Source organism: Nocardia sp. BMG51109, assembly GCF_000526215.1.
Taxonomy (GTDB): domain Bacteria; phylum Actinomycetota; class Actinomycetes; order Mycobacteriales; family Mycobacteriaceae; genus Nocardia.
In genome coordinates, this window is sequence record NZ_JAFQ01000004.1 from 7,830,415 (window position 1) to 7,856,093 (window position 25,679).

Consider the following 25,679-nt stretch of genomic DNA (forward strand, 5'->3'; position numbering starts at 1 on the left):
GACAGGAGGCAAGTCATGACAAGCCCCGCCACCACTGGAGTGCGCGCCAGCGAACAGGACCTCGACGCCCAGAGCCCCGCCGCCGACCTGGTACGTGTGTACCTGAACGGTATCGGCAAGACGGCGCTGCTCACGGCCGCCGACGAGGTCGAGCTGGCCAAGCGCATCGAGGCGGGCCTCTATGCCCAGAACCTGTTGGAGACCGGTAAGCGCCTGTCGGCCACGCGCAAGCGGGATCTGGCGATCCTCGTCCGCGACGGCCAGGCCGCCCGCCAGCATCTCCTCGAGGCCAACCTGCGCCTCGTCGTATCGCTCGCCAAGCGCTACACCGGCCGCGGCATGCCGCTGCTGGACCTGATCCAGGAGGGCAACCTGGGTCTGATCCGCGCGATGGAGAAGTTCGACTACACCAAGGGCTTCAAGTTCTCCACTTATGCCACCTGGTGGATCCGCCAGGCCATCACGCGCGGCATGGCCGACCAGAGCCGGACCATCCGGCTGCCCGTTCATCTGGTCGAGCAGGTCAACAAGCTGGCCCGGATAAAGCGCGAACTGCACCAGCAGCTGGGCCGCGAGGCCACCGACGCCGAACTGGCCGCCGAATCGGGCATCCCGGAGGAGAAGATCGCCGATCTGCTCGACCACAGCCGCGACCCGGTGAGCCTGGACATGCCGGTCGGCAGCGACGAGGAGGCCCCGCTCGGCGACTTCATCGAGGATTCCGAGGCCACCTCCGCGGAGAGCGCCGTCATCGCCGGGCTGATGCACCACGACGTGCGCAGCGTCCTGGCCACGCTGGACGAGCGCGAGCAGCAGGTCATCCGGCTGCGCTTCGGCCTGGACGACGGCCAGCCGCGCACGCTCGACCAGATCGGCAAACTGTTCGGCCTGTCGCGGGAGCGGGTGCGGCAGATAGAGCGCGAAGTCATGGCGAAGCTGCGCAAGGGCGAGCGGGCGGACCGCCTGCGGGCATACGCTAGCTGACGAGAACTCGAGGGCTCTCGTCCGAGGCGTCCGGGCCGGAGCCCCCACAACATGAGGCCCACAGACATGAGGCCCCCACAGACGCTGGGTCGTCCGGAATCCGGCCCAGCACCCCCGCGGTGATCACGTGGGTTGGTGATCACCACGAGCGCCGGCCGGCGGCCGCGCGGCCCGCCCCCTCCGGGCACAGCGCGAACCGGTCGGCGCTGATTTGTCTTCGGATGTCCCGAATCCGGCCCCGTATCCGGCACGGGCGGCGTCCGTGTCGACGTCGGCGGCCGACTGGTGGATACTGGCCAGCGGCGGAGACCTCTGTCACGGTGCCGGATCGGGAGGAACACCATGTCGACCAACGCGACTCGGATCGCCGGGCTGGCGCTGGGCAGTGCGGCGATAGTCCTGGGCGGGTCCGCGGCCGCCGCGGCGACCACCACGCTCGGCGTCGACGGCCGGGCCGCGCAGGGGTGCCGGACGAGCATCACGGCGACGACGTCGACCAGCAACCCCATGGATATGGAGTTCTACGACAACGAGACCTATCTCGGCCGGGTCCAGGTCACCAATCAGCAGGGGAAGATGCAGGCGAGGATCGACTGGACGCCCGCCGACACCGGCGATCACACCATCATCGCGCGGGCCGTCGGATCCTACATCGCGCCGGAGGACCAGGTGACGACGCTGAACGTGCGGGTTGTCAGCGCCGCCGATCTCGGGTCGTCCTGCCTGCCGCTGGCGCTGGGCTGAACGGCGCTGGGCCGAATTCAGTCGAGGGTGCGCGCCAGGCGCTCGAACATGCCGGGCCAGCCACCGCGCATGATCTTGCGGGACAGCTGCTGCGTCGCATCGTCCGGATCGAATCCGGTGTGCGACAGCAGCATCCGGGTGCCGGTGCCCTCGGGCCGCAGCTGCCAGGTGACCACCCAGCCGGTCTCTCGATCGGCGTTGGCGTCGTTCCAGCTGATGCTCAGCCGTTCGGGACTCGTCGCCTCGAGCACCTCGCAGCGGATGTCGCCGGAGAAGCCCACGCTCGGCATCGGCGTTCCCCGCATCCGGAAGACGGTGCCCACCACCGGTTCGAAGCCGGTGGGTTCCATCATCCACTGCGCCATCAGGCCCGGGGTGGTCAGCGCGCGCCACACCTTCTGCGGCGGGTGCGGGTAGAAGTGATCCAGTTCGATACCGGTGAGATCCTCGCTGGTGAGGTCTTCGGTCATGGCTCGGGTTCCGTTCTCGCGGAGGATTTTTCGTCGGTCTCGTCGGTCTCGTCGGGCATGGCAGCCAGGACACCGCCCAGGTCGCGCAGCCGGGCGCGCCAGAACCGTTCGTACGGGCTCAGCCAGGACTGCAGGTCGTGCAGCGGATCCGGCTCGACCCGGTAGTAGCGGTAGCGCCCGCGCTTGTCCTCACCCACCAGGCCGCAGTCGCGCAGCACCTTCAGATGCTCGGACACGCTCGGGCGGGCCATATCGAACCGCTCGGCGATGGCCTGCACCGTCTGCTCCCCCGCCAGCAGCAGATCGAGAATCTCCCGCCGCGTCGGGTTGGCGAGAGCCGCGAACACCTGGTCGGTGACGGTGGACTGCGGTCGGCGGGCCATGCGGCTCACTATACGTAGGAAAATTCCTACCCGTCAAGCGTAGGCAGTTCCCTACCTATCACGGGGCTCGTCGACTCAGCCGACGGCCGTCACTGCGCCCCGGCTCCGAACGGACCGAACGCGCGTGCCGCGCATGATTCACAACGGACCTTCGGCCACCGGATGATGCGCGCCCGCCTCGTATGCCGTTCCGGTCGGGTGAGTGCCGAATACAGCAGTCGCCGGGCGGCACAGCCGATTTCACGGCTGCCGAGCGCACCGACCGGAGGTGCCGGGTCTAGCCGGAGTTGCGCAGTGCCGTCGCCAGGCCGTTCATGGTGAGCAGGATGCCGCGTTCGACGAGTTCGGAGTCGTCGCCCGCGCGGCGGCGGCGCAGCAGTTCGACCTGCAGCTGGTTGAGCGGTTCCAGGTAGGGGAAGCGGTTGCGGATGGATTCGGCCAGCGCCGGGTTGTCGGCGAGGAGCTGATCGCTGCCGGTGATCGCGGCGTGCATGCGGACCGTGCGGTCGTATTCGTCGCGGATCATGCCGAAGATGGTGTCGCGCAACGTCGTATCGCCGACCAGCTCGGCGTAGCGCGCGGCGATGTCCATATCGGCCTTGGCCATGACCTGCGCCAGATTCGACAGCACGGTGCGGAAGAACGGCCAGCGCCGGTACAGGCCGGACAGCGTGGCCAGGCGCCCCGGATCGTCGCCCACCCACTGCTCGATGGCCGCACCCGTGCCGTACCAGCCGGGCAGCATGACCCGCGACTGGCTCCACGCCATCACCCATGGAATGGCGCGCAGGTCGCTCACCGAATTCGTCGGCTTGCGCGAGGCGGGGCGGCTGCCCAGGTTGAGGTCGGCGACCTCGGCGATCGGGGTGGAGGCGCGGAAGTAGTCGACGAATCCGGGCGTCTCGTGCACCAACCGCGCATACTGCTGCCGCGCCAGCTCGGCCAGCTCGTCGAACAGGGCGTAGGCGGGATCGGCGTCGGCGCCCAGCCCCTCCACGTCCAGCAGCGTCGATTCCAGGGTGCCGGCGACCAGTGCCTCCAGGTTGCGGTGGGCGGTACCCGGGTCGGCGTACTTGGTGGAGATCACCTCGCCCTGTTCGGTCAGGCGCAGCGCGCCGCGCACCGCGCCGGCGGGCTGGGCGAGGATGGCGTCGTAGCTGCGGCCCCCGCCGCGGCCGACGGTGCCGCCGCGACCGTGGAACAGCCGCAACCGGATTCCGGTCTTGCGCGCGGCCTCCACCAGATCCAGCTCGGCGCGATACAGCGCCCAGTTGGCGGCCAGGTAGCCGCCGTCCTTGTTGGAGTCGGAATAGCCGAGCATGACCTCCTGCTGCATGCCGCGCGCGGCGACCAGCCGGTGGTAGACGGGCACCTCCAGCGCCGCGACCAGGGTCTGGGCGCCGTGCCGCAGATCGTCGATGGTCTCGAACAGCGGCACCACCCCCGCCGGACTGCTCGGCGGGGTGTCGGCGTCACCGGGATCGAGGATGCCGGACTCCTTCAGCAGCAGCGCCGCCTCCAGCATGTCGCTGACCGAGGTGCACATGCTGATGATGTAGTTGGGCACGGTGTCGGGGCCGAGATCGTCGAGCGCGGCCTTGGCGGCGCGCAGCACGCCGAGTTCCTTGGTGGCCGACTCGCTCAGCCGGGCGGCCGGCCCGAGCAGGGGGCGGCGGGTGGACAGTTCCGCGGCCAGCAGCTCGATCCGCTGCGGTTCGGACAGGCTCGGGTAGTCGGAATGCACACCGGCCCAGGCGAACAGCTCCGCGACCACCTGTTCGTGCATTTCCGAGTTCTGGCGCATGTCCAGGCCCTGCAGGTGGAAACCGAACGTCTCCACCGCGCCGCGCAGGGCGGCCAGGCGGTCGTCGGCCAGCAGGCCGTCGCCCGAGGCGCGCATGGCGGCGTCGACGATATCCAGATCGTCGAGCAGCTCGCGTGGGGATCCGTACGGCTGGGCGACGGGTCCGCGGTAGCCGTCGGGCCCGGGCTGCGTATCGGCCGCACCGTCGGGTGCGGCTGCGCCCACGCCCTCCCCCGGAACCTCGCCCAATGCCCTGAGCGCGGTCGCCGTCAGGCGCGCCCGGATGCCGCGGATCGCGCGGCGATACGGTTCGTCGGCGCGCTGGGGCGACTCGTCGAAGCCGGCATCGGCCAGCCGTGCCAGCTCCGGCGTGACCGGCACCAGCCGCGCCGACTGGGACAGCGACTTCTCCAGGCCGACAAGCTCTTTCAGATAGTGTCCCAGCGCGACCGTGCCCGCGCGGTGGGTGGCGCGGTGCACCACCTCGCCGGTGACGTTCGGATTGCCGTCGCGGTCGCCGCCGATCCACGAACCGGGGCGCAGGATCGGCCGCCGCAGCAGGTCGTGGCCGGGCCAGCGGGCGCGCAGGGCGGCGCGCACCTCGGCGTTGATCCGCGGGATGACCTCGAGCAGGGTCAGATCGTAGTAGCGCAGGCCGACCTCGATCTCGTCCTGAATCCGCAAGCGCGCCAACCTGATCAGCGCCGTGCGCCACAGCGTGAGCACCTGGCGGCGCAGCTGGACGTCGATGTCGGCGTACTCCGGCTCGGACTCCGTGTAGCGCTGGCGGCGGCGCATCAACTCGGTGATCCGGGCCTGCACGTCGAAGACGGTGCGCCGGCGCGTCTCGGTCGGATGCGCGGTGATCACGGGCGACACCAGCGCGTCGCCGAGCAGGTCGGCGACCGCCGCGCCGCCGGGCCCGGATCCGGCGGCGCCCGAGCGGGCGCCCCGCGTGGTGACGCGGGCTGCCTCCTCCGGGCCGCGACCGCGCAGGCGGGCCGCGTCCAGCGCGCGGTAGGTGGCCGCGAGGCTCGAACCCTGCGGCGGCTCGCCCGCCGCCACGTGCACGGCCCGCCGCCGATCGCGCTGCAGATCCTCGGCGAGATTGGCCAGCAGCAGGAAGTGGCTGAACGCCCGGATCAGCGGAACGGCGACGTGAATGTCGGTGTCGCGCAGCATATCCGCCACGGCGCTGCGCTCGACCTCGGAGCGGCGCACCCGGAACGCCTCGACCCGCACCCGCTCGATGAGGTCGAACACCTCCGGGCCCTCGTGGTCGCGGATCGTCTCACCCAGGATCGCCCCCAGGAAGCGAATGTCGTCTCGCAGGGGCGCGGTGGCGGCCTCGATCTGATCTTCGCGCATGAGGCCAGTATCGGCCATCGGCCCGCCACGTCGAGCGCCCAGCCGCTCCGAACGGCGTGTGAACCGCCACACCCGCTCGGCGGGAGGGACCGCCCGCGCTTCTCACGCCCTACGGCCGCCCCGGTTTCCGCGCCTGTGGCCGGCCCGACCGAACGCCCACGCAGTCGACCACTGCCCCGTCATTCCAGCGCGCCCACGCTGGAGCCCACCGGTAGGGCCGACACGAGACCTCCTCGTTCCCGCGGAACCGGTCGTGGCGGCGCGCCGCCGGGCAACGGTCAAGCCATGCGGCGGGGGCCCATGTCGAAGCGGCTGGGCTCCGGGCCGATACGGACCCTGGCGTAGAGGATGGCGGCGCCCTGGGGGGAGGCCAGGACCGGCTCGACCGACAGCTCGCGGATCTCGGGGAGGTCGTCGCACAGGGCCGAGATGCGTTGTGCCAGTTCGGCGAGGGCGGGCTTGTTCACCGGCTCGCCGATCCTCTTGCCGGGGACGCCGGTCTCGCCGTCCAGCAGCGGGGCGGCGCGGGGGGCCTCGAGCAGAGCCACCGATTCCGCCTCGGTCAGCGGCAGCGCGCGGTACACGCGGTCGCCGAGCAGGTCGATGATGGTGCCGGAGAGGCCGAAACTGATCACCGAGCCGAACGACGGGTCGTCCTGCACGCGCAGCACGCAGCCCACGCCCTTGGTCGCCATGCGCTGGATGTGCACCACCTCGTTGCCCGACACCTCGGCCAGGTCGGCATAGCCGCGGCGCACCGCCGAGGGCCGCCACAGATCCAGCCGCACCCCGGTCAGGTCGGGCCGGTTGCGCCACAGCTCACCGGTCGCCTTCGCCGCCACCGGATAGCCGAGTTCCCCGGCCGCCCGCTCGGCCGCGTCCGCGTCGCGCACCTCGCGGAACTCCACCACCCGGATGCCGTAGCAGGCCAGCAGGTCCGCCGCCTCGAGATCGCCCAGCCACGCGCCGTCGGGCGTTCGGGACATCCACTCCCCCACCAGGTTTCGCGCCCGCTCGGTGTCCGGCTCGGCGGGCCGCACCGTCGACGAGGCCGGCCGGGTGCGCCAGGCGGCATAGCGGCGCACCCGCGCCAGCGCCCGGGCCGCCCGCTCGGGATCGGGATACGACGGGATCGACCCCCGCCCGACGACGCCGCCGGGGCCGCGCACGGTCAGCAGATTGGGCATGCCGAGATCGGCCACGAACGTCGTCAGCACCGGTTTCGTCGCCGCCTCCGCACCGCTGCGGATCGCCTCCGCGAACGCCGCCACCGACACCGGGACCGGCGGCGCGAAGATCACGATCACCGCGTCGGCCTCGGGCGAATCCATGGCGCCGGCGAGGGCGGCCAGGAAGTCGGCGGGATCGGCCTGCGGGCCCAGATCGATCGGCTCGGCCACGGTCAGTCCCTCGCCGCGAGCCGCGTCGACCGCCAGCCAGCCCAGTGCGGCGCTGTTGCCGATCACCGCCAGCCGCGGACCGGCCGGCAACGGCTGATAGGCCAGCAGCATCGCGCAGTCGAACAGCTCCGAAATGGTGTCGACCTGCACGATTCCCGCCTGCGCGAACAGGTCTCGTTCCACCGAGCGCTCCAGCGCGCTCACCGGCACGGTGCGCGTCGCGTTGCGGCCGCTGCTCACCACGACGATCGGTTTCGTGCGCGCCATCCGCCGCGCGATGCGGGAGAACTTGCGCGGGTTGCCGAAGGTCTCCAGGTACAACAGCACCACATCGGTGTCCGGATCGGTGTCCCAGTACTGCAGCAGGTCGTTGCCCGACACGTCGGCCCGGTTGCCCGCGGATACGAAGGTGGACAGGCCGAGCTTGCGCGCGGCGGCCTCGCCCAGGATCGCCGCGCCGAGCGGCCCGGACTGGCAGAAGAAGCCGACCCGCCCGCGGCCGGGCAGCACCGACGCCAGGGTGGCGTTCAGCGACACCGCCGGATCGGTGTTGGCGACGCCGAGCGCGCTCGGGCCGACCACGCGCATGCCGTGCCCGCGCACCGCGTCGACCAGATCCCGCTCGGCGGCGTATCCGGCCGGACCGGTCTCGGAGAATCCGGAGGTCAGCACCACCAGGCCCTTGACGCCCTTGGCCATACAGTCGTCGAGGACGGACTGGATCTCGGTGGCCGGCACCGCCACCACCGCCAGGTCCACCTCGTCGGGGATGTCGCGCACCGTGGCGTAGGCGCGCACCCCTCGCACCGAATCGCGATTCGGGTTGACCGGGAACACCGGCCCCTGGAACACCCCCGACAGCAGATTGGCCAGCACCGCGCCGCCGACCCGGCCCGCGGACGGGGTGGCGCCGATGACCGCCACCGACCCCGGGCTCAGCAGGTTCCCGACGCTGCGGGCCTCGGAAGCGCGCTCGCGGGAGTCGCGCACCGACAGCAGGGCCTCGGTGGGGTCGATGGCGAACTCGAGATGCAGGACCGATCCGTCGCGGCTGCGCTGCACCTGGTAACCGGCGTCGCGGAACACCGTCACCATGGCGTGATTCTCCGCCAGCACCTCCGCGACGAAGGTCTCGATGGCGTTCTCGGCGGCCGCACCGGCCAAGTGCTCCAGCAGGATCGAGCCCAGCCCGCGACCCTGATGTTCGTCGGCGACCACGAATGCCACCTCGGCCGCGCGCGGACCGGATCGGTCCGACAGCAGCTCGTAGCGGCCGACCGCCAGGATCACCTCGCCGAGCGCGATCACCAGCCCGACCCGATCGCGATAGTCCACGTGCGTGGTGCGGTACAGGTCCTTCGACGTCATGCGCGGATACGGGCCAAAGTAGCGCAGGTACCGGGTGCGATCGGACAGCCGGCCGTGGAATCGCTCCAGGGCCCCGGCATCGTCGGGGGTGATCGGCCGCAGCCGCACCACCCCGCCGTCCGACGCCAGCACGTCGGCGAACCAGTGCTGCGGTGGCGGCGGCGGGTGCTGCGGCGTGTCGGGGCCCCACTGCGCGCCGTTCCCCGGCGTCGGCGAGGACGGGCCGCCGGGGCCGGTCGAGGCTCCGCCCGGTTCGGAGTTCGTGTTCTCCCGCGAATCCGAATCCCGGCGAGAGGTGTCCGGATCGGACGGCGACCCGCCGCCGGGCGAGGGCGGGGTCGGCCTCCCGGGTTCGGCGGGTCGATCGGATTCAGTCACGTGGGTCCTCCGGATCCAGTCCCAGCAACCCGAAACTCGCTCGGCGCGTGGCCAGCACGGACGTGTCGACCGCGCGCTGCGCCCGATCGACACGCTCGTCCCCGGTCTCGCGGGTGCCGCCCGGACCGTCCCAGGGGGCGAACGCGGTGTCGCCCCCGTCGCCCATCGTCGACGGCGGCCGCACCGCGGGCGCGTACGCCCGTACCTGCTCCGACCAGTCGGCCGGTATCTCCGTGGCCGGATCGATGTCGCGGTCCAGGACGGTCGACAGCAGATGTGTCCAGGCCCGCGGCACCACCCGCACCAGTCCGTAGCCGCCCCCGCCGACGGCCAGCCAGCGGCCCTCGGCGTACCGGTCGGCGAGATCACGCACAGCCGCGAACGCGGCGCGCTGACCGTCGACGGTCAGGTCCAGGTCGGCCAGCGGGTCCTCACGGTGGGTGTCGACGCCGCACTGGCTGATCAGCACCTGCGGCCGGAAGGCGGCCAGTGCGCCCGGGACCACGGCGTGAAAACCGCGCAGCCACTGGGAGTCCCGGGTGCCCGGCAGCATCGCCAGGTTGAGCGCGGTGCCCTCGGCCGCGCCGGAACCGGTCTCCTCCGGCCAGCCGGTGTTCGGCCACAGCGTGGCCGGATGCTGGTGGATCGAGACGGTCAGCACGCGCGGGTCGGCGTAGAAGGCGCGCTGCACCCCGTCGCCGTGATGGACGTCGACGTCGACGTAGGCGATGCGGTCGAACCCGTGGTCGAGCAGCCACGAGATGGCCACGGCCACATCGTTGTACACGCAGAACCCGGCCGCCGCGGCGGGCATCGCGTGATGCATGCCACCGCCGATGCTCACCGCCCGCAGGGTGCGGCCGGCGGCGATCTCACCGGCCGCGGCCAGGGTGCCGCCGACGACCACCGACGCCGCCTCGTGCATACGCGGAAACACCGGGTTGTCGGTCGATCCCAGGCCGAACGGCGGCGCCACGGGCGGGGCCGCACCCGGCGCCGGCGGTTCGGCGTGCCGGACCGCCTCGAGATAGGCGGGGGTGTGGATGCGCAGCAGGTCGGCCTCGCCGGCCGGGTCCGGTGCCAGCGTCTCGACCCCCTCCAGCAGCCCCAGGGCGCGGGCCAGTGCCATGGTGAAGCGCAGCCGGGCCGGCTTCATCGGGTGCTCCGGGGTCCAGCTGTAGTCCAGGAAACGGTCGGTCCACACCACGGCGGCGTCGCGTGCCATGGCTGCCACGCTAATGCACCTCGGCCCCACCGAACCCCGCCGCGGACGAGAAACCGGAGGTGGGGAAGGAACGACCACATTTTCGCGTTCCCATGCGATAGAAATGCTTGATAGTGCGGGCGCGCCACTGTCGGCGCGCAACCAGGGCACACACCGAGGGCACGCCCGGTGTCCTCCGAGTTTCCGCGGGACGAGCCCAATATGCTGGCGCACGGTATCGCAGCCGCGCGTGGGTAGAATCGTGCCGACGAAGGGGTAACAGTGAAGGATCTGGTCGACACTACGGAGATGTATCTCCGTACCATCTACGACCTCGAGGAGGAAGGCGTCACGCCCCTGCGCGCCCGGATCGCCGAACGTCTCGAGCAGAGCGGCCCGACGGTGAGCCAGACGGTCGCCCGGATGGAGCGCGACGGGCTGCTGGCAGTCGCCGGCGACCGCCACCTCGAGCTGACCGAGAAGGGCCGTGCCATGGCCGTCGCGGTGATGCGCAAGCACCGCCTGGCCGAGCGGCTGCTGGTCGACGTGATCGGGCTGGACTGGCAGAACGTGCACGCCGAGGCCTGCCGCTGGGAACACGTGATGAGCGAGGACGTGGAACGCCGCCTGGTCGAGGTGCTCAACAACCCCACCACCTCCCCCTACGGCAACCCGATCCCTGGCCTGGACGAACTGGGCGTGATACCGCTGACGTCCGACGACGAGAAGCTGGTCCGGCTGTCGGAGCTGCCGGCCGGCCAGGTGTCGGCCGTGGTGGTCCGGCGGCTGTCGGAACATATCCAGACCGATCCCGACGTCATCGGCCAGCTCCGCGAGGCGGGCGTGGTGCCCGACGCGCGCGTGACGGTGGAGACGAGGCCGGGCCTGGTGATGATCTCGGTGCCCGGTCACGAGGCCTTCGAACTGTCCGACGAGATGGCCCACGCCGTCCAGGTGAAGCTGGTCTGAGGAATGAAACTTCTGGTGACGGGTGGCGCCGGCTACGTCGGCGGGGTGTGCGCGCAGGTGCTGCTCGAGGACGGCCACGACGTGGTCGTGGTCGACGATCTGTCCACCGGCAATGCCGACGGGGTCCCCAGCGGCGGGAAGTTCGTCGACGGCGATATCGCCACCGTCGGGGTCGAGCTGATCGAGGCCGAGAACTTCGACGGCGTCCTGCATTTCGCCGCGCAGTCGCTGGTCGGCGAGTCGGTGCAGCAACCGGAGAAGTACTGGCACGGCAATGTCGTGAAGACGCTGGCCCTGTTGGAGGCCATCCGCCGCGCCGGAACTCCGCGGCTGGTGTTCTCCTCGACGGCGGCGGTATACGGCCAGCCGGAACAGGTCCCGATCACCGAGGATGCCCCCACCGGGCCGACCAACCCGTACGGCGCGTCGAAGCTGGCCATCGACCACGCCATCACCTCCTATGCGGTGGCGCACGGCCTGGCCGCGACCAGCCTGCGCTATTTCAACGTCGCCGGCGCCTACGGCGGATTCGGCGAGAACCGTGTGGTGGAAACGCATCTCATCCCCCTGATACTGCAGACCGCTCTCGGGCACCGGGAGTCGATCTCGGTCTTCGGCACCGATTACCCGACGCCCGACGGCACCGCGGTCCGCGACTACATCCACATCCTCGACCTGGCGCAGGCGCACCTGCTGGCGCTGGCCGATTCGCGGCCGGGCGAGCACCGCATCGTCAATCTGGGCAGCGGCACCGGTTTCTCGGTGCGCGAGGTGATCTCGGCGTGCGAACGGGTCACCCAGCGCCCGATTCCGTCGGTGGACGCGCCGCGCCGGGCGGGCGATCCGGCCGTGCTCATCGCCTCCAGCGAGCGCGCCGTCGCCGAACTCGGCTGGAGGCCGCGGCACAACGATCTGGACGAGATCGTCTCCGACGCCTGGCAGTTCCTGCAATCGCTCGGCGATCGGGCACACAGCGCGCGGTAGCCGCACAGCGCGCCGGAGCGGAGCCGCATCGGTGCGCATCGCTCACCGCGCCGGACCGATCGCGATCTCCACGCCCAGCCCGGCCGCCCGGGTGCGCCCGCTCAGCCCCAGTTTGCGCACCTCGCTCGGTGGCATTCCGGTGCGCAGCGCGGTGTCCAGCAGTTCGGCGATGCCGTGCCGCGGGTCGGCCTCCAGAGCGGCCTCGAGAGCCACGCCGGCGAACGGGCCGTCGCCATTGACATAGGCGCTGTAGCCGAGCAGGGTGGCGGCCTCGGCACGGTCGGATCCGGTCAGCGATCGGCACAGCAACGACCACAGCACCTCGGCCGGGGCGGCGCGGTCGCCCAGGGCGAGCGCGAACATCGCGTCGCGCACCGTCGAATCGCGCAGCGCGACGGCGACTTCCGCGAGATCGACCGGCTCGATACCGTCGTCGGAGCCGACCTCCGCGACTCGCCGCAGCACCAGGTCCAGGGCCGCACGGCTGTAGGAGGTCGGATCGCAGCGGCACACCGCCTGCCGGTAACGCTCCCGCGCGGCCGCACAGACCTCGTCCAGCACCGCCGCCACGGCCTCGCGGGAATCCGGGTCGACCTCGAGCAGCACGGTCATCTCGGCCCGGCTGGCCCGGATCGGACGGCCGTCGAGCACCTGCGCCAGGGCGATCGGCGAGGCCGACGGATCGCGCTGCCGACCGACGGAGCCGGGCTCGAGCAGATCCCACCACGGCGCCTCGGCGGCGATCTCGCGCACCGCCCAGGCATCGGCGAGTTCCACGCCCTCGGCACGCAGGGCACCGCCGAGAACGCCGACGAGGTCGCGGTGCCGGGCCGCCCGCGCACCGGGCCGCCCGGCACGCGGTGCGCCGGCTCGATCGTCCACGATCAGCACGAGAACACCGACCGCGTCCTCGTGTGCGCAGAGCGCGGCCAGATGCCCGGCCGAGCGCACCCAGACTCCGCATCCGTGCGCGTCCAGGTCGTGTCGCGCCAGCGCGCCGAGAAATACCGAACCGGGGCGGTCGGGCACCTCTCGCAGCAGGCAGGCGACCAGCGAGCGATGCGGCACGAATCCCAGCAGCGCGGGCACCGCCGCGATGAACTCGGCGGGCGCATCGATACGCAGTCCCTGGCCGATCCAGGGCGGCTCGTCCGAGGCAGGGCAGTCCGGAGCGGCACGGCCGTCCGCGGGCTCGTGTTCGGGACCGGCGGGCCGACTGTGCGCACGCGGCCCCGGGTCGTCGCCGCCCGGCCACGGGGCCTCTCGTCGCTGATCTCCGTGCCGAGGATCGTCGGCGGCAGGTGCGGGTTCTGCGGGAATCGTCATGCCGCACAGCCTGCTCCGCCCCACCGCCGGCCCCCGACCACCGACCTGGGCTTTTACCGCCCGGCCCGTGCCCTGGGGACAACTTTCGCGCTGTGGAAACCGCCGCGGATGCGGCCCGTCGGCACACGACGAGCGTCACACCGGCCTGTTATCGTCCGGGCGGGCCGTGCGTGCCCCTGCGTGATACCGGCAACGCCCCCGCGACACAGCCGGTGCGTTCCGCTCAGTCCGAGGCGGCCGTCAGCGCCGACACGTCCTCGTCCGACAGCCGCAGTTCCCCCACCGGCAGCAGGTCGGCGAGTTGTTCCGGGGTCCGGGCGCTGGCGATCGGGGCGGCGACGGTGGGCCGCGCGGCGAGCCAGGCCAGGGCCACCGCGGCGACCGGAACGCCGTGTGCGGCGGCGACGCGGTCCAATGCGGCCAGCACCCGCACCCCCCGCTCGTCGAGGTAGGCGGCCGCGCCCGGCGCCCGCGCGCTGTCCACCTCGACACCCGGCCGGTACTTGCCGGTCAGGAAACCCTTGGCCAGCGCGTAATAGGGCACGGTCGCCAGCCCCTCCGCCTCCGCCAGCGGCAGGACGTCACGCTCGAAACCGGTGCGTTCCATCAGGTTGTAGAGCGGCTGAACGGCCGCGTACCGGGCCAGGCCCTCCCGTTCGGACAGCGCCAGCGATTCGCGGATCCGGTCGGCGGGCATGTTCGAGACGGCCACGTACCGCACCTTGCCCGCGCGCACCAGCTCGTCGTAGGCGGCGACGGTCTCGGCCACCGGTGTTCGCCCGTGGTCGCGATGCGCGTAGTAGAGATCGATGTGGTCGGTGCCCAGCCGCCGCAGCGACGCCTCGGCCGCGCCGCGAATCGCCTTGGCGGACAGGCCGTCGAAGGGGGCGAGCTGGCTGCCCTTCGTCGCGATCACGACGCTCTCGCGGTTGCCGCGCGCGGCCATCCACTCGCCGAGGATGGTCTCCGACTCGCCGCCGCCGTTGCCCGGCACCCACGCGGAATACACGTCGGCGGTGTCGATGAAGTTCCCACCGGCCGCGGCGTAGGCGTCCAGCACCGCGAAGGATTCCGGCCGGTCCGCGGTCCAGCCGAAGACGTTGCCGCCGAGGCACAGGGGAAACACGTCCAGGGCCGTGGTACCAAGTTTCGCCATGATCCCGAACCTACCCCCCACGCTCGCCGGGGCCGCGCGAGGCGAGCACCGGAATCGGGGAGAACGACCGCGCCCGTGGGCCTTTCGGCTCTTCCGTGCCCGGTCAGCTCTTCCGCACATTGTCGACCGCGGCGCCGAACACGCCCGCCAGCGCGGCACCGTCGGGGGCGCGGCCGTCGAAGCTCAGGTAGGTCGCGTTGATCCGCACGTCGCCGATCTGTGCCAGCTCGGTGTGCATCGACTGGGTGAGCCCCGGGCCGCTCACCGGACCGGATACCGTGCGGTGCAGCGCCAGCGCGTCGTCGGCATCCACCGACGGCGGCGGATCCAGCTGGGTGACAACCGCATTGGCCACCGGGCCGTGCTGCACCCGGACCAGTTCGCAGCCGCGCAGCTGCTCCCGCAGCCGGGCCAGCGGCTCCTCGGCGCGGCTCAGCTCGACGGTGAGGGTGGCACGGGCGCCGTCGTCGGTGCCCACCACGACGGCCGTCCGGTCGGTGTCGAAACCCCGTTGCGGCGGAACGCATTCCGCGGGATCGGCCTGCGCACCGGGTGGCACGCCCGCCAGGTCGGCCGCGGCCCGGCGGGCCTGCTCGGGCGACAGCACCACGGCCGCGTACCGCGCCGGAAACCGATCCGGACCGGGCAGCAGATCCGCCAGCGGCACACCGATCCGGCGGGTGATCGCGGTCTGCCGCGCCGCCGTCGGATGCCCCGCCACGGTCGATCCGCACCCCGCCAGCAGCCCCGCCACCAGCAGCGCACCGAGCGCGCGCACGGCCGCACGACGGTCGGAATGCGGCCGCGGGCCCGGCGAGTCCGGCACGATCACGCTTGTCACTATGCCGAATGCCGGTGGTTCGCCGGGACTGCCACGCCGAATGTGAAAACGGGAATGCGTGCCACCTCCGATCGGTTGTTCCGGACAGCGGTGTGTACCCACCCGGCGCGGCCTCCGAAGAATATGAGAGACAATGAAGGTGGTTCGCGACATCACATCCGCCGCCGGCCGTGCCGACGAGCCCGGACGACACCCCCGCGACGACGGTTTTCCGTCGGGGACCGCCGGGTATCACGGACCCGGCAGAGCGGATATGGGCGGGCCACGCAGGAAGGAGTACGCGATGGACTACGAGTCGCGAATGTACGAGCTGGAGTTCCCCGCTCCACAGCTGTCGTCCGCCGACGGCGCTGGTCCGGTGCTGGTGCACGGGTTGGAAGGCTTCACCGACGCCGGCCACGCGGTGCGCCTGGCCACCACGCATCTGCGCGAGAGCCTCGAATCGGAGCTGGTCGCCTCGTTCGACGTGGACGAGTTGGTCGACTACCGGTCGCGGCGCCCGCTGATGACGTTCAAGACCGACCATTTCTCCGAGTACAGCGATCCGGAACTGAACCTGTGGGCCCTGCGCGACACCGCGGGCACCCCGTTCCTGCTGCTGGCCGGGATCGAACCGGACCTCCGATGGGAGAAGTTCGTGACGGCCACCCGTTTACTGGCCGAACAGCTGGGCGTGCGGCGCACCATCGGGCTGTCCGCGATCCCGATGGCGATCCCGCACACCCGCCCGCTCGGGGTCACCGCGCACGCCAGCGACCGGGACCTGATCGGCGAGCACCAGCGCTGGCCGGGCGAGTTGCAGGTGCCGGGCAGCGCGTCGTCGCTGCTGGAGTACCGAATGGCGCAGCACGGCCACGAATCGCTCGGATTCTCGGTGCACGTGCCGCACTACCTGGCCCAGACCTCCTATCCGGAGGCGGCGCAGACCCTACTGGAGAACGTCGCGGAGAACGCCGACCTGGAGCTGCCGCTGGCCGCGCTGGTCGAATCCGCGGCCCGGGTCCGCGAACAGGTCAACGACCATATCGCCGGAAACACCGAGGTGGAGACGGTGGTGAACGCCCTGGAGCGGCAGTACGACAGCTTCGTCACCGCGCAGGAGCGGCAGTCCAGCCTGCTCGCCCGCGACGCCGACCTGCCGACCGGCGACGAGCTGGGCGCCGAGTTCGAGCGCTTTCTCGCCGAGCAGTCCGGCTTCGGCGACGCCGACGGGCCCGAGGGTGGCGACCTGAAGTAGCGCGGCCGTACGGTCTCAATTTGCGGAAGGCCCGGCCCGGCCCGGTAACGTTGGGGCACGTGCAGCTGTCCGACCTCATCCCCGACCGTGTCGTGCCCGACGTCGACGCGGACTGGCTGTACGAAACCTTCGCCGAATGGACCGTCGATCAGGGGCTGACGCTGTATCCGGCGCAGGAGGAGGCGCTGCTCGAGCTGATGACGGGCGCCAACGTCATCCTCGCGACGCCCACCGGATCCGGGAAGTCGATGGTGGCGCTGGGCGCGCACTTCGCCGCCCTCCAGCGCGGGCAGCGCAGCTACTACACGGCGCCCATCAAGGCGCTGGTCAGCGAGAAATTCTTCGCGCTGTGCGAGGTGTTCGGCGCCGACCGGGTGGGCATGGTGACCGGCGACGCCGCCGTGAACCCGACCGCGCCGATCATCTGCGCCACGGCGGAGATCCTGGCCAACCTGGCGCTGCGCGAGGGCGCGGCCGCCGACGTCGGCCAGGTCGTGATGGACGAGTTCCACTTCTACGCCGACCCGGACCGCGGTTGGGCCTGGCAGGTGCCGCTGCTGGAGTTGCCGAAGGCGCAGTTCCTGCTGATGTCGGCGACGCTGGGCGAGGTCGATTTCTTCGCTCGCGACCTCGAGCGCCGCACCGGCCGTGCGACCGCGATCGTCGCGGGCTCGGAACGTCCTGTGCCGCTGACGTTCTCGTACCGGCGCACGCCGATCACCGAAACCCTCGAGGAACTGGTCACCACCCACCAGTCCCCCGTCTACGTCGTGCATTTCACCCAGGCCGCCGCGCTGGAACGGGCGCAGGCGCTGACCAGCGTCAACTTCGCGAGCAAGGACGAGAAGTCCGCGATCGCCGACGCGATCGGCGCGTTCCGGTTCTCCAGCGGCTTCGGCAAGACGCTGTCGCGGCTGATCAGGCACGGTATCGGGGTCCATCACGCCGGCATGCTGCCCAAGTACCGCCGCCTGGTGGAACGCCTCGCCCAGGAGGGGCTGCTGAAGGTCGTGTGCGGCACCGACACCCTCGGCGTCGGCATCAACGTGCCGATCCGCACCGTGCTGCTCACCGGGCTCACCAAGTACGACGGCGTGCGCACCCGGCGGCTCAAGGCCCGCGAGTTCCACCAGATCGCCGGCCGGGCCGGGCGCGCCGGATACGACACCACCGGCACCGTCGTGGTGCAGGCGCCCGAGCACGAGATCGAGAACGCCCGGATGCTCGCCAAGGCCGGCGACGATCCGAAGAAGCAGCGCAGGGTGCAGCGCCGCAAGCCGCCCGAGGGGTTCGTGTCCTGGTCCGAGGACACCTTCGACCGGCTGATCTCCGCGGCGCCCGAACCCATGGTGTCGCGGTTCCGGGTCACCAACGCGCTGCTGCTCAATATCATTGCCCGCCCGGGCAATTGCTTCGACGCGACCCGGCATCTGCTCGAGGACAATCACGAGCCGCGGCCCGCGCAGCGCAAACACATCCTGAAGGCGATCCGGCTGTATCGCGCGCTGCGCGACGCCGGCGTGGTCCAGCAGCTCGACGAGCCGGACGAGTTCGGCCGCCGCGCGCGACTGACCATCAATCTGCAGCGCGACTTCGCCCTCGACCAGCCGCTGTCCCCGTTCGCCCTGGCCGCGCTGGAACTACTTGACACCGAGGCGCCGACTTACACACTGGATGTGGTGTCCATCATCGAGTCCACGCTGGAGGACCCGCGCCAGTTGCTGCTCGCCCAGCAGCACAAGGCGCGCGGCGCGGCCATCGGCGAGATGAAGGCCGACGGCATCGACTACGACGAGCGCATGGAGCTCATCGAGGACATCACCTGGCCGAAACCGCTCGCCGAGCTGATCGAACCGGCCTTCGAGACCTACCGCGCGGGCCATCCCTGGGTATCGGAGTTCAGCCCGGCACCGAAGTCGGTGGTGCGCGAAATGATCGAGCGCTCAATGACTTTCGCCGAGTTGATCAGCGAGTACGAGCTGGCCCGCTCGGAGGGCACGGTGCTGCGCTACCTCGCCGACGGCTATCGCGCGCTGCGCCGCACCGTCCCGGAGTCCGCGCGCACCGAGGAGCTCGACGATCTCACCGAGTGGCTGGGCGAGCTGGTGCGGCAGGTGGATTCGAGCCTGCTCGACGAGTGGGAGCAACTGACCGATCCGGGCGCGGAGACCGACGCCGAACAGCTGGCGTTCGGCGCGGAGACCGTGCGGCCGATCTCGGCCAACGAGCGGGCCTTCCGGGTCATGGTGCGCAATGCCCTGTTCCGCCGCGTCGAGATGGCGGCGCTGCGGCGCTGGCAAGCGCTCGACGATCTGGGCGACGGCCCGGACTGGGAACACGATCTCGCGCCGTACTTCGCCGAATACGGCGAGATCGGCACCGGGCCGAACGCACGCGGACCGCGACTGTTCCAGCTCGACCAGCGCCGCGGCTTCTGGCATGTGCGCCAGGTACTCGACGACCCGGCCGGGGACCACGGCTGGTCCGTCGACGCGATCGTGGATCTGGCCGAATCCGATGCCGCCGGCGAGGTGGTGTTCGACGAGGTCACGGTGACGGCGGGATGATCGGCCCCGCCGGGCGTGCCGCGAACCGGTCGCGGCCGCTGTTCCGAAGACCCGCCCGGGTCCCGGCGTAGGCCGGGACGGTGACGGTCCGGCCGGTAGGCTCCACGACCCGTTGACCAGTGATCAATACGACGTAAATCCGGTTCGTTTTCCGCGGCATCCCGCTGATACTCTCTCGCTCGCTGCCCGCAGCGGGAGGCTGCCCGGAAGAAAGTGAGTCCCCTTAGATTGTTCGAATCACACGCGCCCGAATCACCTCGTCTCGTCATCGACCTCACCCGGGTGCGCGAGAACCATCACACCCTCCGATCGGCGCTGGGCGGACCGGACGGCGGCCTCCCCACCCGAATTCGGTTCGCGGTCAAGGCATCTCCGATGCCGGAGATCATCCGGCTACTGGCCTCGGAGGGCGCCGAGTTCGACGTCGCCAGCATCGGCGAGATCGAGCAGTGCCTGAGCCTGGGCGTCGACCCGGCCGTGCTGTGCTACGGCAATCCCATCAAGAAGGCGAGCCATATCGCCGCCGCGCACAGCGCGGGAGTGCGCCGGTTCGCCTTCGACACCGAGGACGACCTGGACCGCATCGCCGAACACGCCCCCGGGTCGGAGGTGGAATGCCGCTTCCTGGCCTCGGCGCCGCAGTCGCGCACGCCGTTCGGCAGCAAGTTCGGCTGCGCGCCCGGCGAGGCGGTGCGGCTGCTGGTGCGCGCCCGCGATCTCGGGCTGCTGCCGGTGGGGCCGTATTTCCATGTCGGCTCGCAACAGCTGGATCCGGCGGCGTGGCAGATCGGCATCGAGCAGGCGGGCGCCATCGCGGAAGCGCTGGCGGTCAAGGACATTCCGGTGCGATCGGTGAATATCGGTGGCGGACTGCCGATTTCGTACGCCGATCCGGCACCGGAGCTGTCCGAACTGGGCGCGGTGATCGCCGAGGCGACGGCGCGCCATCTCCCGGCGCACACCGACCTGGTGGTGGAGCCCGGCCGCGCCCTGGTGGGCAGCGCCGGGGTCGTGCACGCCGAGGTCGTCAACGTGCGCATCGCGCCGGACGGGCGGCGCTGGGTATACCTCGATATCGGCCGCTACAACGGCATGGCCGAGACCGAGAACGAGTACATCGCCTACCGGATCGAGACCTCGCGCGACGGCGACCCGTCCGACGAGGCGGTGATCGCCGGTCCGACCTGCGACGGAGACGATGTACTCTACGAACGCACACGGGTCCTCCTTCCGACCACGTTGCGTGCCGGTGATCCCGTTCGGATCCTCGATACCGGTGCTTATACGGCGAGCTATTCGTCGGTGTCCTTCAACGGTTTTCCGCCTTTGACTGTTCATGTCATCGGCGCTGAGCGAGAGTGAGTTTGGCCCATGACGGCAGAATTCACCGGCTGGCACGTGCTGGCCGAGTTCGGTGGTGTCGACGCAGGACTGTGCGACGATCGCGAACAACTCGAAGCAGCGCTTCGAAAATCGTTGGTCGCCGCCGGCGTGACGATCTGCGATGTGGTGCACAAGAAGTTCGAGCCGATGGGTGTCACCGTGCTGGCACTGCTGTCGGAGTCGCACGCGTCGATCCACACCTACCCGGAGTCGGGTGACATCTTCGTCGACGTGTTCACCTGCGGCAGTATCGGTGCGGGCGCCACCCGGGCAGTCGATCTGCTGGCAGAAGCGTTGTCCCCCGAGACGATTCATACCGAGGTGATCCAGCGCGGGCACTCCGCGCGGCGTATCCACGAACCGGTGGGCGCGGGGCTCACCCGCGTCTGGGATCTGTCGGACGTTCTGGTCGACACCCGAACTCCGTTCCAGCACATGGTGATCGCGCGCACCGATCAGGGTGTCTCGTTGTTCTCCGACGACGATCGCCAATCGACGGAGTTCTCCCAGCTGACCTATCACGAGGCGATGCTGGTTCCGGCGTACGCGCTGGCGGCCCGGCTGGACAACGTCCTGATCATCGGCTCCGGCGAGGGTGTCGCCAGCCGGATGTCGGTGGCGGCGGGGGCATCCCGGGTCGATCACGTCGACATCGACCAGCTCGAGGTGGAGCTGTGCGCGAAGCATCTGCCCTACGGCTACACCGAGGCCGAACTGGCCGAGGCCGTGGCCGGCGCCGGGCCGATCCGGCTGCACTACGCCGACGGCTGGGACTTCCTGGGCAAGGCCGAGAGCGAGGGCGTGCGCTACGACGTCATCGTCATCGACCTGCCCGACGAGCGCGTCGACGACGCCCAGCACAACCGCCTGTACGAGGAGGAGTTCCTCACCCGATGCCGGGCGCTGCTGTCCGACGGCGGCGTGCTGGCGGCGCAGGCGGGCTGTGCGACCATGTGGCGCAACGAAACCCTGAAGCGGTCGTGGCAGCGCTTCCACGATCTGTTCGACACCGTCGTGCCTTACGGCTCCGACGAACACGAGTGGACGTTCCTGTTCGGTGTCGCGCAGCCGATCGCCGATCCGGTCGCGGTGATGACCGACCGGCTGTCGCGACTGCCCTACCGGGCCGAGACGATCGACGAGCGGGCCCTGGTCCGCGGCGCCATCGAGCCGCATGCGCTGCGGCTCGGCGCCGGTTGACTCCGCGGCCCCGCCGAATACAGCAGCACCGATCACGCGCCGCGCCCGCCCGGAGGGCTTCTCCGGGCGGGCGTTTCGCCGTCCCGCACCGGCACACACGGCAGAGCCACCGCCAATACGCCCTCGCCGGCCGGCCCTGGCCCGAGTACCCGAAATACCCGATACCGGCGTGGTGGCGAAACGAGCCGGAGGGAATCGACGACACTCGTTCCGTGAATATTCGCCACCTCGCCGCTGCGGCCGCGCTCGCGGCCGCCGTCGTCGGCGCGATCCCCGCCACCGCCGCGGCGGACGACCCGGAATTCCCGCGCAACGGCGTCATCCCGCCCGGGACCTACCACATCGGCCGCGGTCCCTCGAACGTCCTCCCCTCCCCCCTCGAGAACTGCGACCTGCAGGTCTTCGTCGACGGGACGACCACCATGCTGGTCTGCGGAACGTCCGCGCGGTCCGGGCACCAGACCCCGGTGGGCCCCGACGAAACCTATGTGACGTTCGATTTCGTCCCGATCGGGCTGGATCTGCACGACATCGACCCGCGGCAGGGCCTGTGGTCGGGCACGCTGAATGTCGCCGGAACGCCGATCATCGCTCCCTACCCACTCGCGGCGGTCTGGTTGACCCGCCGCTGAGCCGGATATCCCTGCGCGCCGCGGTCCCGCCTACGAACCGGTCCCGTCGTCCGGGGCACGCGAGATTTCGCGCCGCTCATGTCGTCGCCGAGCACACCGCCTGCGGGCGTACACGTTCGAGCAGTTCGTCGATGTATGCGTCGGTCCGCCCGCCGGGGCGGACCGACCACATGCCGCGAACGCTCAGCCCGCGCTGCCGCTGAGGGCGGCCATGGCCGTGCTGAAAATCGTCGCGACCACTTCCAAGAGCTCCATGTGCTGCTCGCCTTCCGGGTTGGGAGAAGGCGCAAGCATGCACGGCCGATATGGCCGCCAGGTTATGCGACGGTGAAAGTCTCGGCGCGGCGAGACCCGCCCGGCTGACCCGTTCGGCTGGTGTGCGCTCCCGGGGTGAGGCGGCCCGCCCGGTGCGAGACGGCGGAGCGTGCGGCGCGGCTCATCGGTCGGCGCCCCGATCGCCCGGCCGGCGGGCGAATCGCGCCACATAGCGGTCCAGGTGATCGGTGGCGAACACCTCTGCGTTCCAGTCGTTCCGGGCGACCTCGGCGGTCCAGACATAGGCGGGGACCGGTTCGTCCCGGCCGATCAGCGGGATCCGGTGCAGTTCGTATTCGTCGTCCTCGAAGGCGTCGATCACTTCCCACTCGGCCCGGGTCAGCCCGTTCAGGATCAGGCCGGCGGCCATCCGGCCGGGCTGCGCCACCAGCCCCGGATACAGCCGCCCCGGCAGTGCCGCCACCCGCCGGCCGCGGGCCACGGCGAAGTCGGAATCCGGTGTGCGGCCGAGCAATTCCTCCAGAACCGGCGCGAATTGCAGAGTGCCGTACACGAACAGGCGCTCGCCGACGCTCTCGAGGCGCTCGAACCGCCCCGCCGCCGGAACCGGCCCGGCGCTCACGCCGCCCTCCACACCGGAACATCTGTTCGCTGCGTTATTGCCACGTCCCTCGACGAACTCCTCGTCCCGCACACGCGATACATGTATCCACTGTGCCGAATCAGCCTGTACCGCCAAGGCACTCCGGGGCGTGAACTCGCTCACCTCGGCATGCGATGCCTTATAGGACCCGTTCCAGAGACGTCGCGGAGAAGTGGCGCCGGGCGGAAACCGGGGCGAACCGGGCACTGCGCCCACACTCCCGCCGCCGGCACCGGAACGAGAGCGCTGACCGATTGCTGACGGCCTCCGCGTCGTTTCTCTCGAATCCCTCTGCCGGTCCCGGTGCCGACGTCAAGACCGCAGAACAATTACCACGCCGGAGCCGGGAAACGCCGGTTCCATACCGAAATCGTTGTGCGACAGCGGAACCCGCCACAACGACAGTAGCCTGTCACCCGTACCGGCCGCACGAGCCGCTACCCGGATCACCCGGCCGATTCGAGAGCGTCGGCACCTCGCCGGACCGGCTCACCCCGCCGGCCGCACCGTCGACGCCGACAGCCGCTCGAACGCATTCGGATCGTGCGCGCAGAAGATGGTGATCTCCTGTCCGTGCGCGCGGTTGAGTTCCACCAGCCTGCGCCGATTCTCGCGATAAGCCCCCTGCACGACCGCGTTCAGCTCGTACAGCTGCCAGAACAGCGGGGTGTGCGGCCGGGCCGGAAAGATCTCGCTGTCGAGGTAGAAGGCATCGCCAGCGTGCAGCAGCCAGCCGCTGCCGGTATCCACCGCGACCCCGACGTGCCCGCGGGTGTGCCCGGCGAGCGGGACCACCACGATCTCCGGCGGCAGACCCGGCAGATCGCGCACCGCGCGGAACCCGAACCATTCCTCGCCGCCGTCCAATTCGTTCACCATCCACCGCGGGCCGTGCGCCCACTGCGCCGCCCGGTACCGCATCCGCTCCACCGTCGTGCGGCCCGCGGTCGCGGCGCGGAACTCCGGCCCGTGCACATGCACCGTCGCCTCCGGGAAGTCGGCCAGCCCGCCGGCGTGGTCGAGGTCCAGGTGGGTGAGCACGATGTGCCGCACGTCGGCCGGGTTGTAACCGAGCCCCTGGATCTGCCGGACCGCGGTCTCGTGCTCGGCGAACTTCGCGCCCAGCAGGTGCCGGACCGGACCCACCAGACGCCCCGGGTCGCGGACGCTGTCGAGCCCGAACCCGGTGTCCACCAGCACCAAACCGGTCCTGGTCTCGATGAGCAGGCAGTGATCGACCGTACCCATTCCCATGCTGCCGCAGTTGAGATGATGAATCCGCACGTCAAGAGATTCGCAGACGGTCACCGGCTGGTCAATCGGGGTGGCGGCGCCGGCCCGGCAAGGGTGCGGATTCACAACGGGCGGCGGCTGCGAATGATCTCCGCCAGTTGCTCGTAGTCCTCGCTGCGCGCGGTCGACGCGCGGAACACCAGCCCCAGCGCGCGCCCCGGCGCCGGCTGGGCGAAGCGCGCGATATCCAATGTCCCGCGCGCGGTTTCGGCCGCCACCGCCATCTCGGGGATGAGGCTCACGCCCAGCCCACCGGCCACGCACTGCACCACGGTGGACAGCGAGGCCGCACGGGTGTCGCCGACCGGGCTCGGCCGCACGTCCTGCGACCGGCACAGCTCCAGGGTCTGGTCGCGCAGGCAGTGCCCCTCGTCGAGCAGCAGCAGGGGCAGATCCTCCAGCGCCGACGGGGCCACGTCGCGCCGCCCCGACAGTTCGTGTCCGTGCGGTGTGACCAGCACGAATTCCTCGGTGTAGAGCGGTATCTCGACGAGCCCGGCGGCCTCGCTGGGCAGCGCCATCAGCGCGACGTCCAGCATGCCGGTGCGCAGCCCGTCCAGCAGGCGGGCGGTCTGATCCTCGATCACGTGCGGCACCAGCGTGGGCAACCGCCGGCGCAGTTCCGGCAGCAGGGTGGGCAGCACATACGGGGCGACCGTGGGGATCAGGCCGAGCCGCAGCGTGCCGCCGAGCCCGCCGCCGGAGGCCGACGCCACGAACCGGTCGGCCGCCTCGAGCGTCGCCATCGCTTGCGGCAGTAGCTTTTTCCCCGCCGAGGTCACCAGGACCCGGCGCGTGCTGCGCTCGATCAGCTGCAGTCTCAGGCCGTTTTCCAGTGATGCCAACGCCTGCGATAACGTGGGTTGGCTCACAGACAGCCGGGCGGCCGCGGTGCCGAAATGGCGATACTCCGCGATCGCCACGAACGCACGCAGCTGTGACAGGGTGGGCTGATAAGTCTGATCAGTCACGCCTATCAGTGTAGTGCAACTGATCACCTTTACCTTTTACCGGCGTCCGGGCAAGATCGACAGTGAACACTTCGCACGGCAATCCGAAGACAAACGAA

General features: G+C 70.6%; 20 protein-coding genes. 9 read left to right on the plus strand and 11 right to left on the minus strand.

The genetic code is table 11. From position 1 onward, the window contains the following. Nucleotides 1-15: 15 nt before the first annotated feature. The gene (locus tag D892_RS0136850) at nucleotides 16-984 is read left to right on the plus strand and encodes a sigma-70 family RNA polymerase sigma factor (RefSeq protein WP_024806054.1); all 969 of its coding nucleotides are present in this window, start codon (nucleotides 16-18) and stop codon (nucleotides 982-984) included. A gap of 342 nt (nucleotides 985-1,326) precedes the next feature. Continuing rightward, nucleotides 1,327-1,728 carry a hypothetical protein gene (locus tag D892_RS0136855; RefSeq protein ID WP_024806055.1) on the plus strand — a complete coding sequence of 134 codons (402 nt, stop codon included), beginning with the start codon at nucleotides 1,327-1,329 and terminating at the stop codon, nucleotides 1,726-1,728. A 17-nt stretch (nucleotides 1,729-1,745) separates the two neighbouring features. Here D892_RS0136855 and D892_RS0136860 read toward each other — a convergent pair whose 3' ends face one another. From D892_RS0136860 to D892_RS0136880, 5 genes are all read right to left on the minus strand, one after another. Further along, nucleotides 1,746-2,198 carry an SRPBCC domain-containing protein gene (locus tag D892_RS0136860; protein ID WP_024806056.1) on the minus strand — a complete coding sequence of 151 codons (453 nt, stop codon included), beginning with the start codon at nucleotides 2,196-2,198 and terminating at the stop codon, nucleotides 1,746-1,748. Next, nucleotides 2,195-2,581, minus strand: a complete 387-nt coding sequence (locus D892_RS0136865; protein ID WP_024806057.1) for a helix-turn-helix transcriptional regulator — start codon at nucleotides 2,579-2,581, stop codon at nucleotides 2,195-2,197. Before D892_RS0136865 ends, D892_RS0136860 begins: the two co-directional genes overlap by 4 nt. A gap of 277 nt (nucleotides 2,582-2,858) precedes the next feature. Next, nucleotides 2,859-5,753, minus strand: coding sequence for a phosphoenolpyruvate carboxylase (gene ppc, locus D892_RS0136870; protein ID WP_024806058.1), 2,895 nt, complete (start codon nucleotides 5,751-5,753; stop codon nucleotides 2,859-2,861). Between the two features lie 278 nt (nucleotides 5,754-6,031). Then, the gene (locus D892_RS0136875) at nucleotides 6,032-8,653 is read right to left on the minus strand and encodes a GNAT family N-acetyltransferase (protein ID WP_084161939.1); all 2,622 of its coding nucleotides are present in this window, start codon (nucleotides 8,651-8,653) and stop codon (nucleotides 6,032-6,034) included. A 238-nt stretch (nucleotides 8,654-8,891) separates the two neighbouring features. Then, the gene (locus D892_RS0136880; protein WP_024806060.1) at nucleotides 8,892-10,124 is read right to left on the minus strand and encodes an acetoin utilization protein AcuC; all 1,233 of its coding nucleotides are present in this window, start codon (nucleotides 10,122-10,124) and stop codon (nucleotides 8,892-8,894) included. A 261-nt stretch (nucleotides 10,125-10,385) separates the two neighbouring features. Here D892_RS0136880 and D892_RS0136885 point away from each other — a divergent pair, with 261 nt between their 5' ends. Further along, a complete protein-coding gene (locus D892_RS0136885; RefSeq protein ID WP_024806061.1) occupies nucleotides 10,386-11,072 on the plus strand; it encodes a metal-dependent transcriptional regulator in 687 nt (228 codons plus the stop codon). A gap of 3 nt (nucleotides 11,073-11,075) precedes the next feature. Next, on the plus strand, nucleotides 11,076-12,056 hold the full coding sequence (gene galE, locus D892_RS0136890; protein WP_024806062.1) for a UDP-glucose 4-epimerase GalE: 981 nt from the start codon (nucleotides 11,076-11,078) through the stop codon (nucleotides 12,054-12,056). A 42-nt stretch (nucleotides 12,057-12,098) separates the two neighbouring features. Here the strand turns inward: galE and D892_RS0136895 are convergent, their stop codons facing one another. From D892_RS0136895 to D892_RS0136905, 3 genes are all read right to left on the minus strand, one after another. After that, nucleotides 12,099-13,382, minus strand: coding sequence for a DUF4192 domain-containing protein (locus tag D892_RS0136895; protein ID WP_024806063.1), 1,284 nt, complete (start codon nucleotides 13,380-13,382; stop codon nucleotides 12,099-12,101). Between the two features lie 223 nt (nucleotides 13,383-13,605). Beyond that, nucleotides 13,606-14,538 carry an aldo/keto reductase gene (locus tag D892_RS0136900; protein ID WP_024806064.1) on the minus strand — a complete coding sequence of 311 codons (933 nt, stop codon included), beginning with the start codon at nucleotides 14,536-14,538 and terminating at the stop codon, nucleotides 13,606-13,608. A gap of 103 nt (nucleotides 14,539-14,641) precedes the next feature. Beyond that, nucleotides 14,642-15,370: a DUF5642 family protein gene (locus D892_RS0136905; protein ID WP_024806065.1), complete on the minus strand. Its 729-nt coding sequence runs from the start codon at nucleotides 15,368-15,370 to the stop codon at nucleotides 14,642-14,644. 292 nt (nucleotides 15,371-15,662) lie between these two features. On the opposite strand from D892_RS0136905, the gene D892_RS0136910 reads away from it, so the two are divergent. From D892_RS0136910 to D892_RS0136930, 5 genes are all read left to right on the plus strand, one after another. Then, complete coding sequence (locus D892_RS0136910) at nucleotides 15,663-16,616, plus strand: PAC2 family protein (protein WP_024806066.1); 954 nt, start codon at nucleotides 15,663-15,665, stop codon at nucleotides 16,614-16,616. Between the two features lie 59 nt (nucleotides 16,617-16,675). Next, nucleotides 16,676-19,183, plus strand: a complete 2,508-nt coding sequence (locus D892_RS0136915; RefSeq protein ID WP_024806067.1) for an RNA helicase — start codon at nucleotides 16,676-16,678, stop codon at nucleotides 19,181-19,183. Nucleotides 19,184-19,411: 228 nt separating this feature from the next. Further along, nucleotides 19,412-20,545, plus strand: coding sequence for a type III PLP-dependent enzyme (locus D892_RS0136920; protein ID WP_156959859.1), 1,134 nt, complete (start codon nucleotides 19,412-19,414; stop codon nucleotides 20,543-20,545). Nucleotides 20,546-20,554: 9 nt separating this feature from the next. Further along, nucleotides 20,555-21,766 carry an adenosylmethionine decarboxylase gene (gene speD / locus D892_RS0136925; protein ID WP_024806069.1) on the plus strand — a complete coding sequence of 404 codons (1,212 nt, stop codon included), beginning with the start codon at nucleotides 20,555-20,557 and terminating at the stop codon, nucleotides 21,764-21,766. 212 nt (nucleotides 21,767-21,978) lie between these two features. Further along, nucleotides 21,979-22,398 carry a hypothetical protein gene (locus tag D892_RS0136930; protein WP_024806070.1) on the plus strand — a complete coding sequence of 140 codons (420 nt, stop codon included), beginning with the start codon at nucleotides 21,979-21,981 and terminating at the stop codon, nucleotides 22,396-22,398. A 436-nt stretch (nucleotides 22,399-22,834) separates the two neighbouring features. Here D892_RS0136930 and D892_RS43070 read toward each other — a convergent pair whose 3' ends face one another. The 3 genes from D892_RS43070 to D892_RS0136950 form a co-directional block, all read right to left on the minus strand. Then, the gene (locus D892_RS43070; protein WP_156959860.1) at nucleotides 22,835-23,296 is read right to left on the minus strand and encodes a gamma-glutamylcyclotransferase family protein; all 462 of its coding nucleotides are present in this window, start codon (nucleotides 23,294-23,296) and stop codon (nucleotides 22,835-22,837) included. A gap of 510 nt (nucleotides 23,297-23,806) precedes the next feature. Further along, the gene (locus tag D892_RS0136945) at nucleotides 23,807-24,601 is read right to left on the minus strand and encodes an MBL fold metallo-hydrolase (protein WP_024806072.1); all 795 of its coding nucleotides are present in this window, start codon (nucleotides 24,599-24,601) and stop codon (nucleotides 23,807-23,809) included. Nucleotides 24,602-24,672: 71 nt separating this feature from the next. Beyond that, entirely contained in the window at nucleotides 24,673-25,581 is a 909-nt protein-coding gene (locus tag D892_RS0136950; protein WP_024806073.1) for a hydrogen peroxide-inducible genes activator, read from the minus strand. Between the last annotated feature and the right edge of the window lie 98 nt (nucleotides 25,582-25,679).

Coding starts and splice junctions, on each gene's coding strand:
- galE (WP_024806062.1), top strand. CDS start 11,076: ATGAAACTTCTGGTGACGGGTGGCGCCGGCTACGTCGGCGGGGTGTGC.
- D892_RS0136860 (WP_024806056.1), bottom strand. CDS start 2,198: ATGACCGAAGACCTCACCAGCGAGGATCTCACCGGTATCGAACTGGAT.
- speD (WP_024806069.1), top strand. CDS start 20,555: ATGACGGCAGAATTCACCGGCTGGCACGTGCTGGCCGAGTTCGGTGGT.
- ppc (WP_024806058.1), bottom strand. CDS start 5,753: ATGCGCGAAGATCAGATCGAGGCCGCCACCGCGCCCCTGCGAGACGAC.
- D892_RS0136880 (WP_024806060.1), bottom strand. CDS start 10,124: ATGGCACGCGACGCCGCCGTGGTGTGGACCGACCGTTTCCTGGACTAC.
- D892_RS0136900 (WP_024806064.1), bottom strand. CDS start 14,538: ATGGCGAAACTTGGTACCACGGCCCTGGACGTGTTTCCCCTGTGCCTC.
- D892_RS0136910 (WP_024806066.1), top strand. CDS start 15,663: ATGGACTACGAGTCGCGAATGTACGAGCTGGAGTTCCCCGCTCCACAG.
- D892_RS0136850 (WP_024806054.1), top strand. CDS start 16: ATGACAAGCCCCGCCACCACTGGAGTGCGCGCCAGCGAACAGGACCTC.
- D892_RS0136895 (WP_024806063.1), bottom strand. CDS start 13,382: ATGACGATTCCCGCAGAACCCGCACCTGCCGCCGACGATCCTCGGCAC.
- D892_RS0136855 (WP_024806055.1), top strand. CDS start 1,327: ATGTCGACCAACGCGACTCGGATCGCCGGGCTGGCGCTGGGCAGTGCG.
- D892_RS0136865 (WP_024806057.1), bottom strand. CDS start 2,581: ATGGCCCGCCGACCGCAGTCCACCGTCACCGACCAGGTGTTCGCGGCT.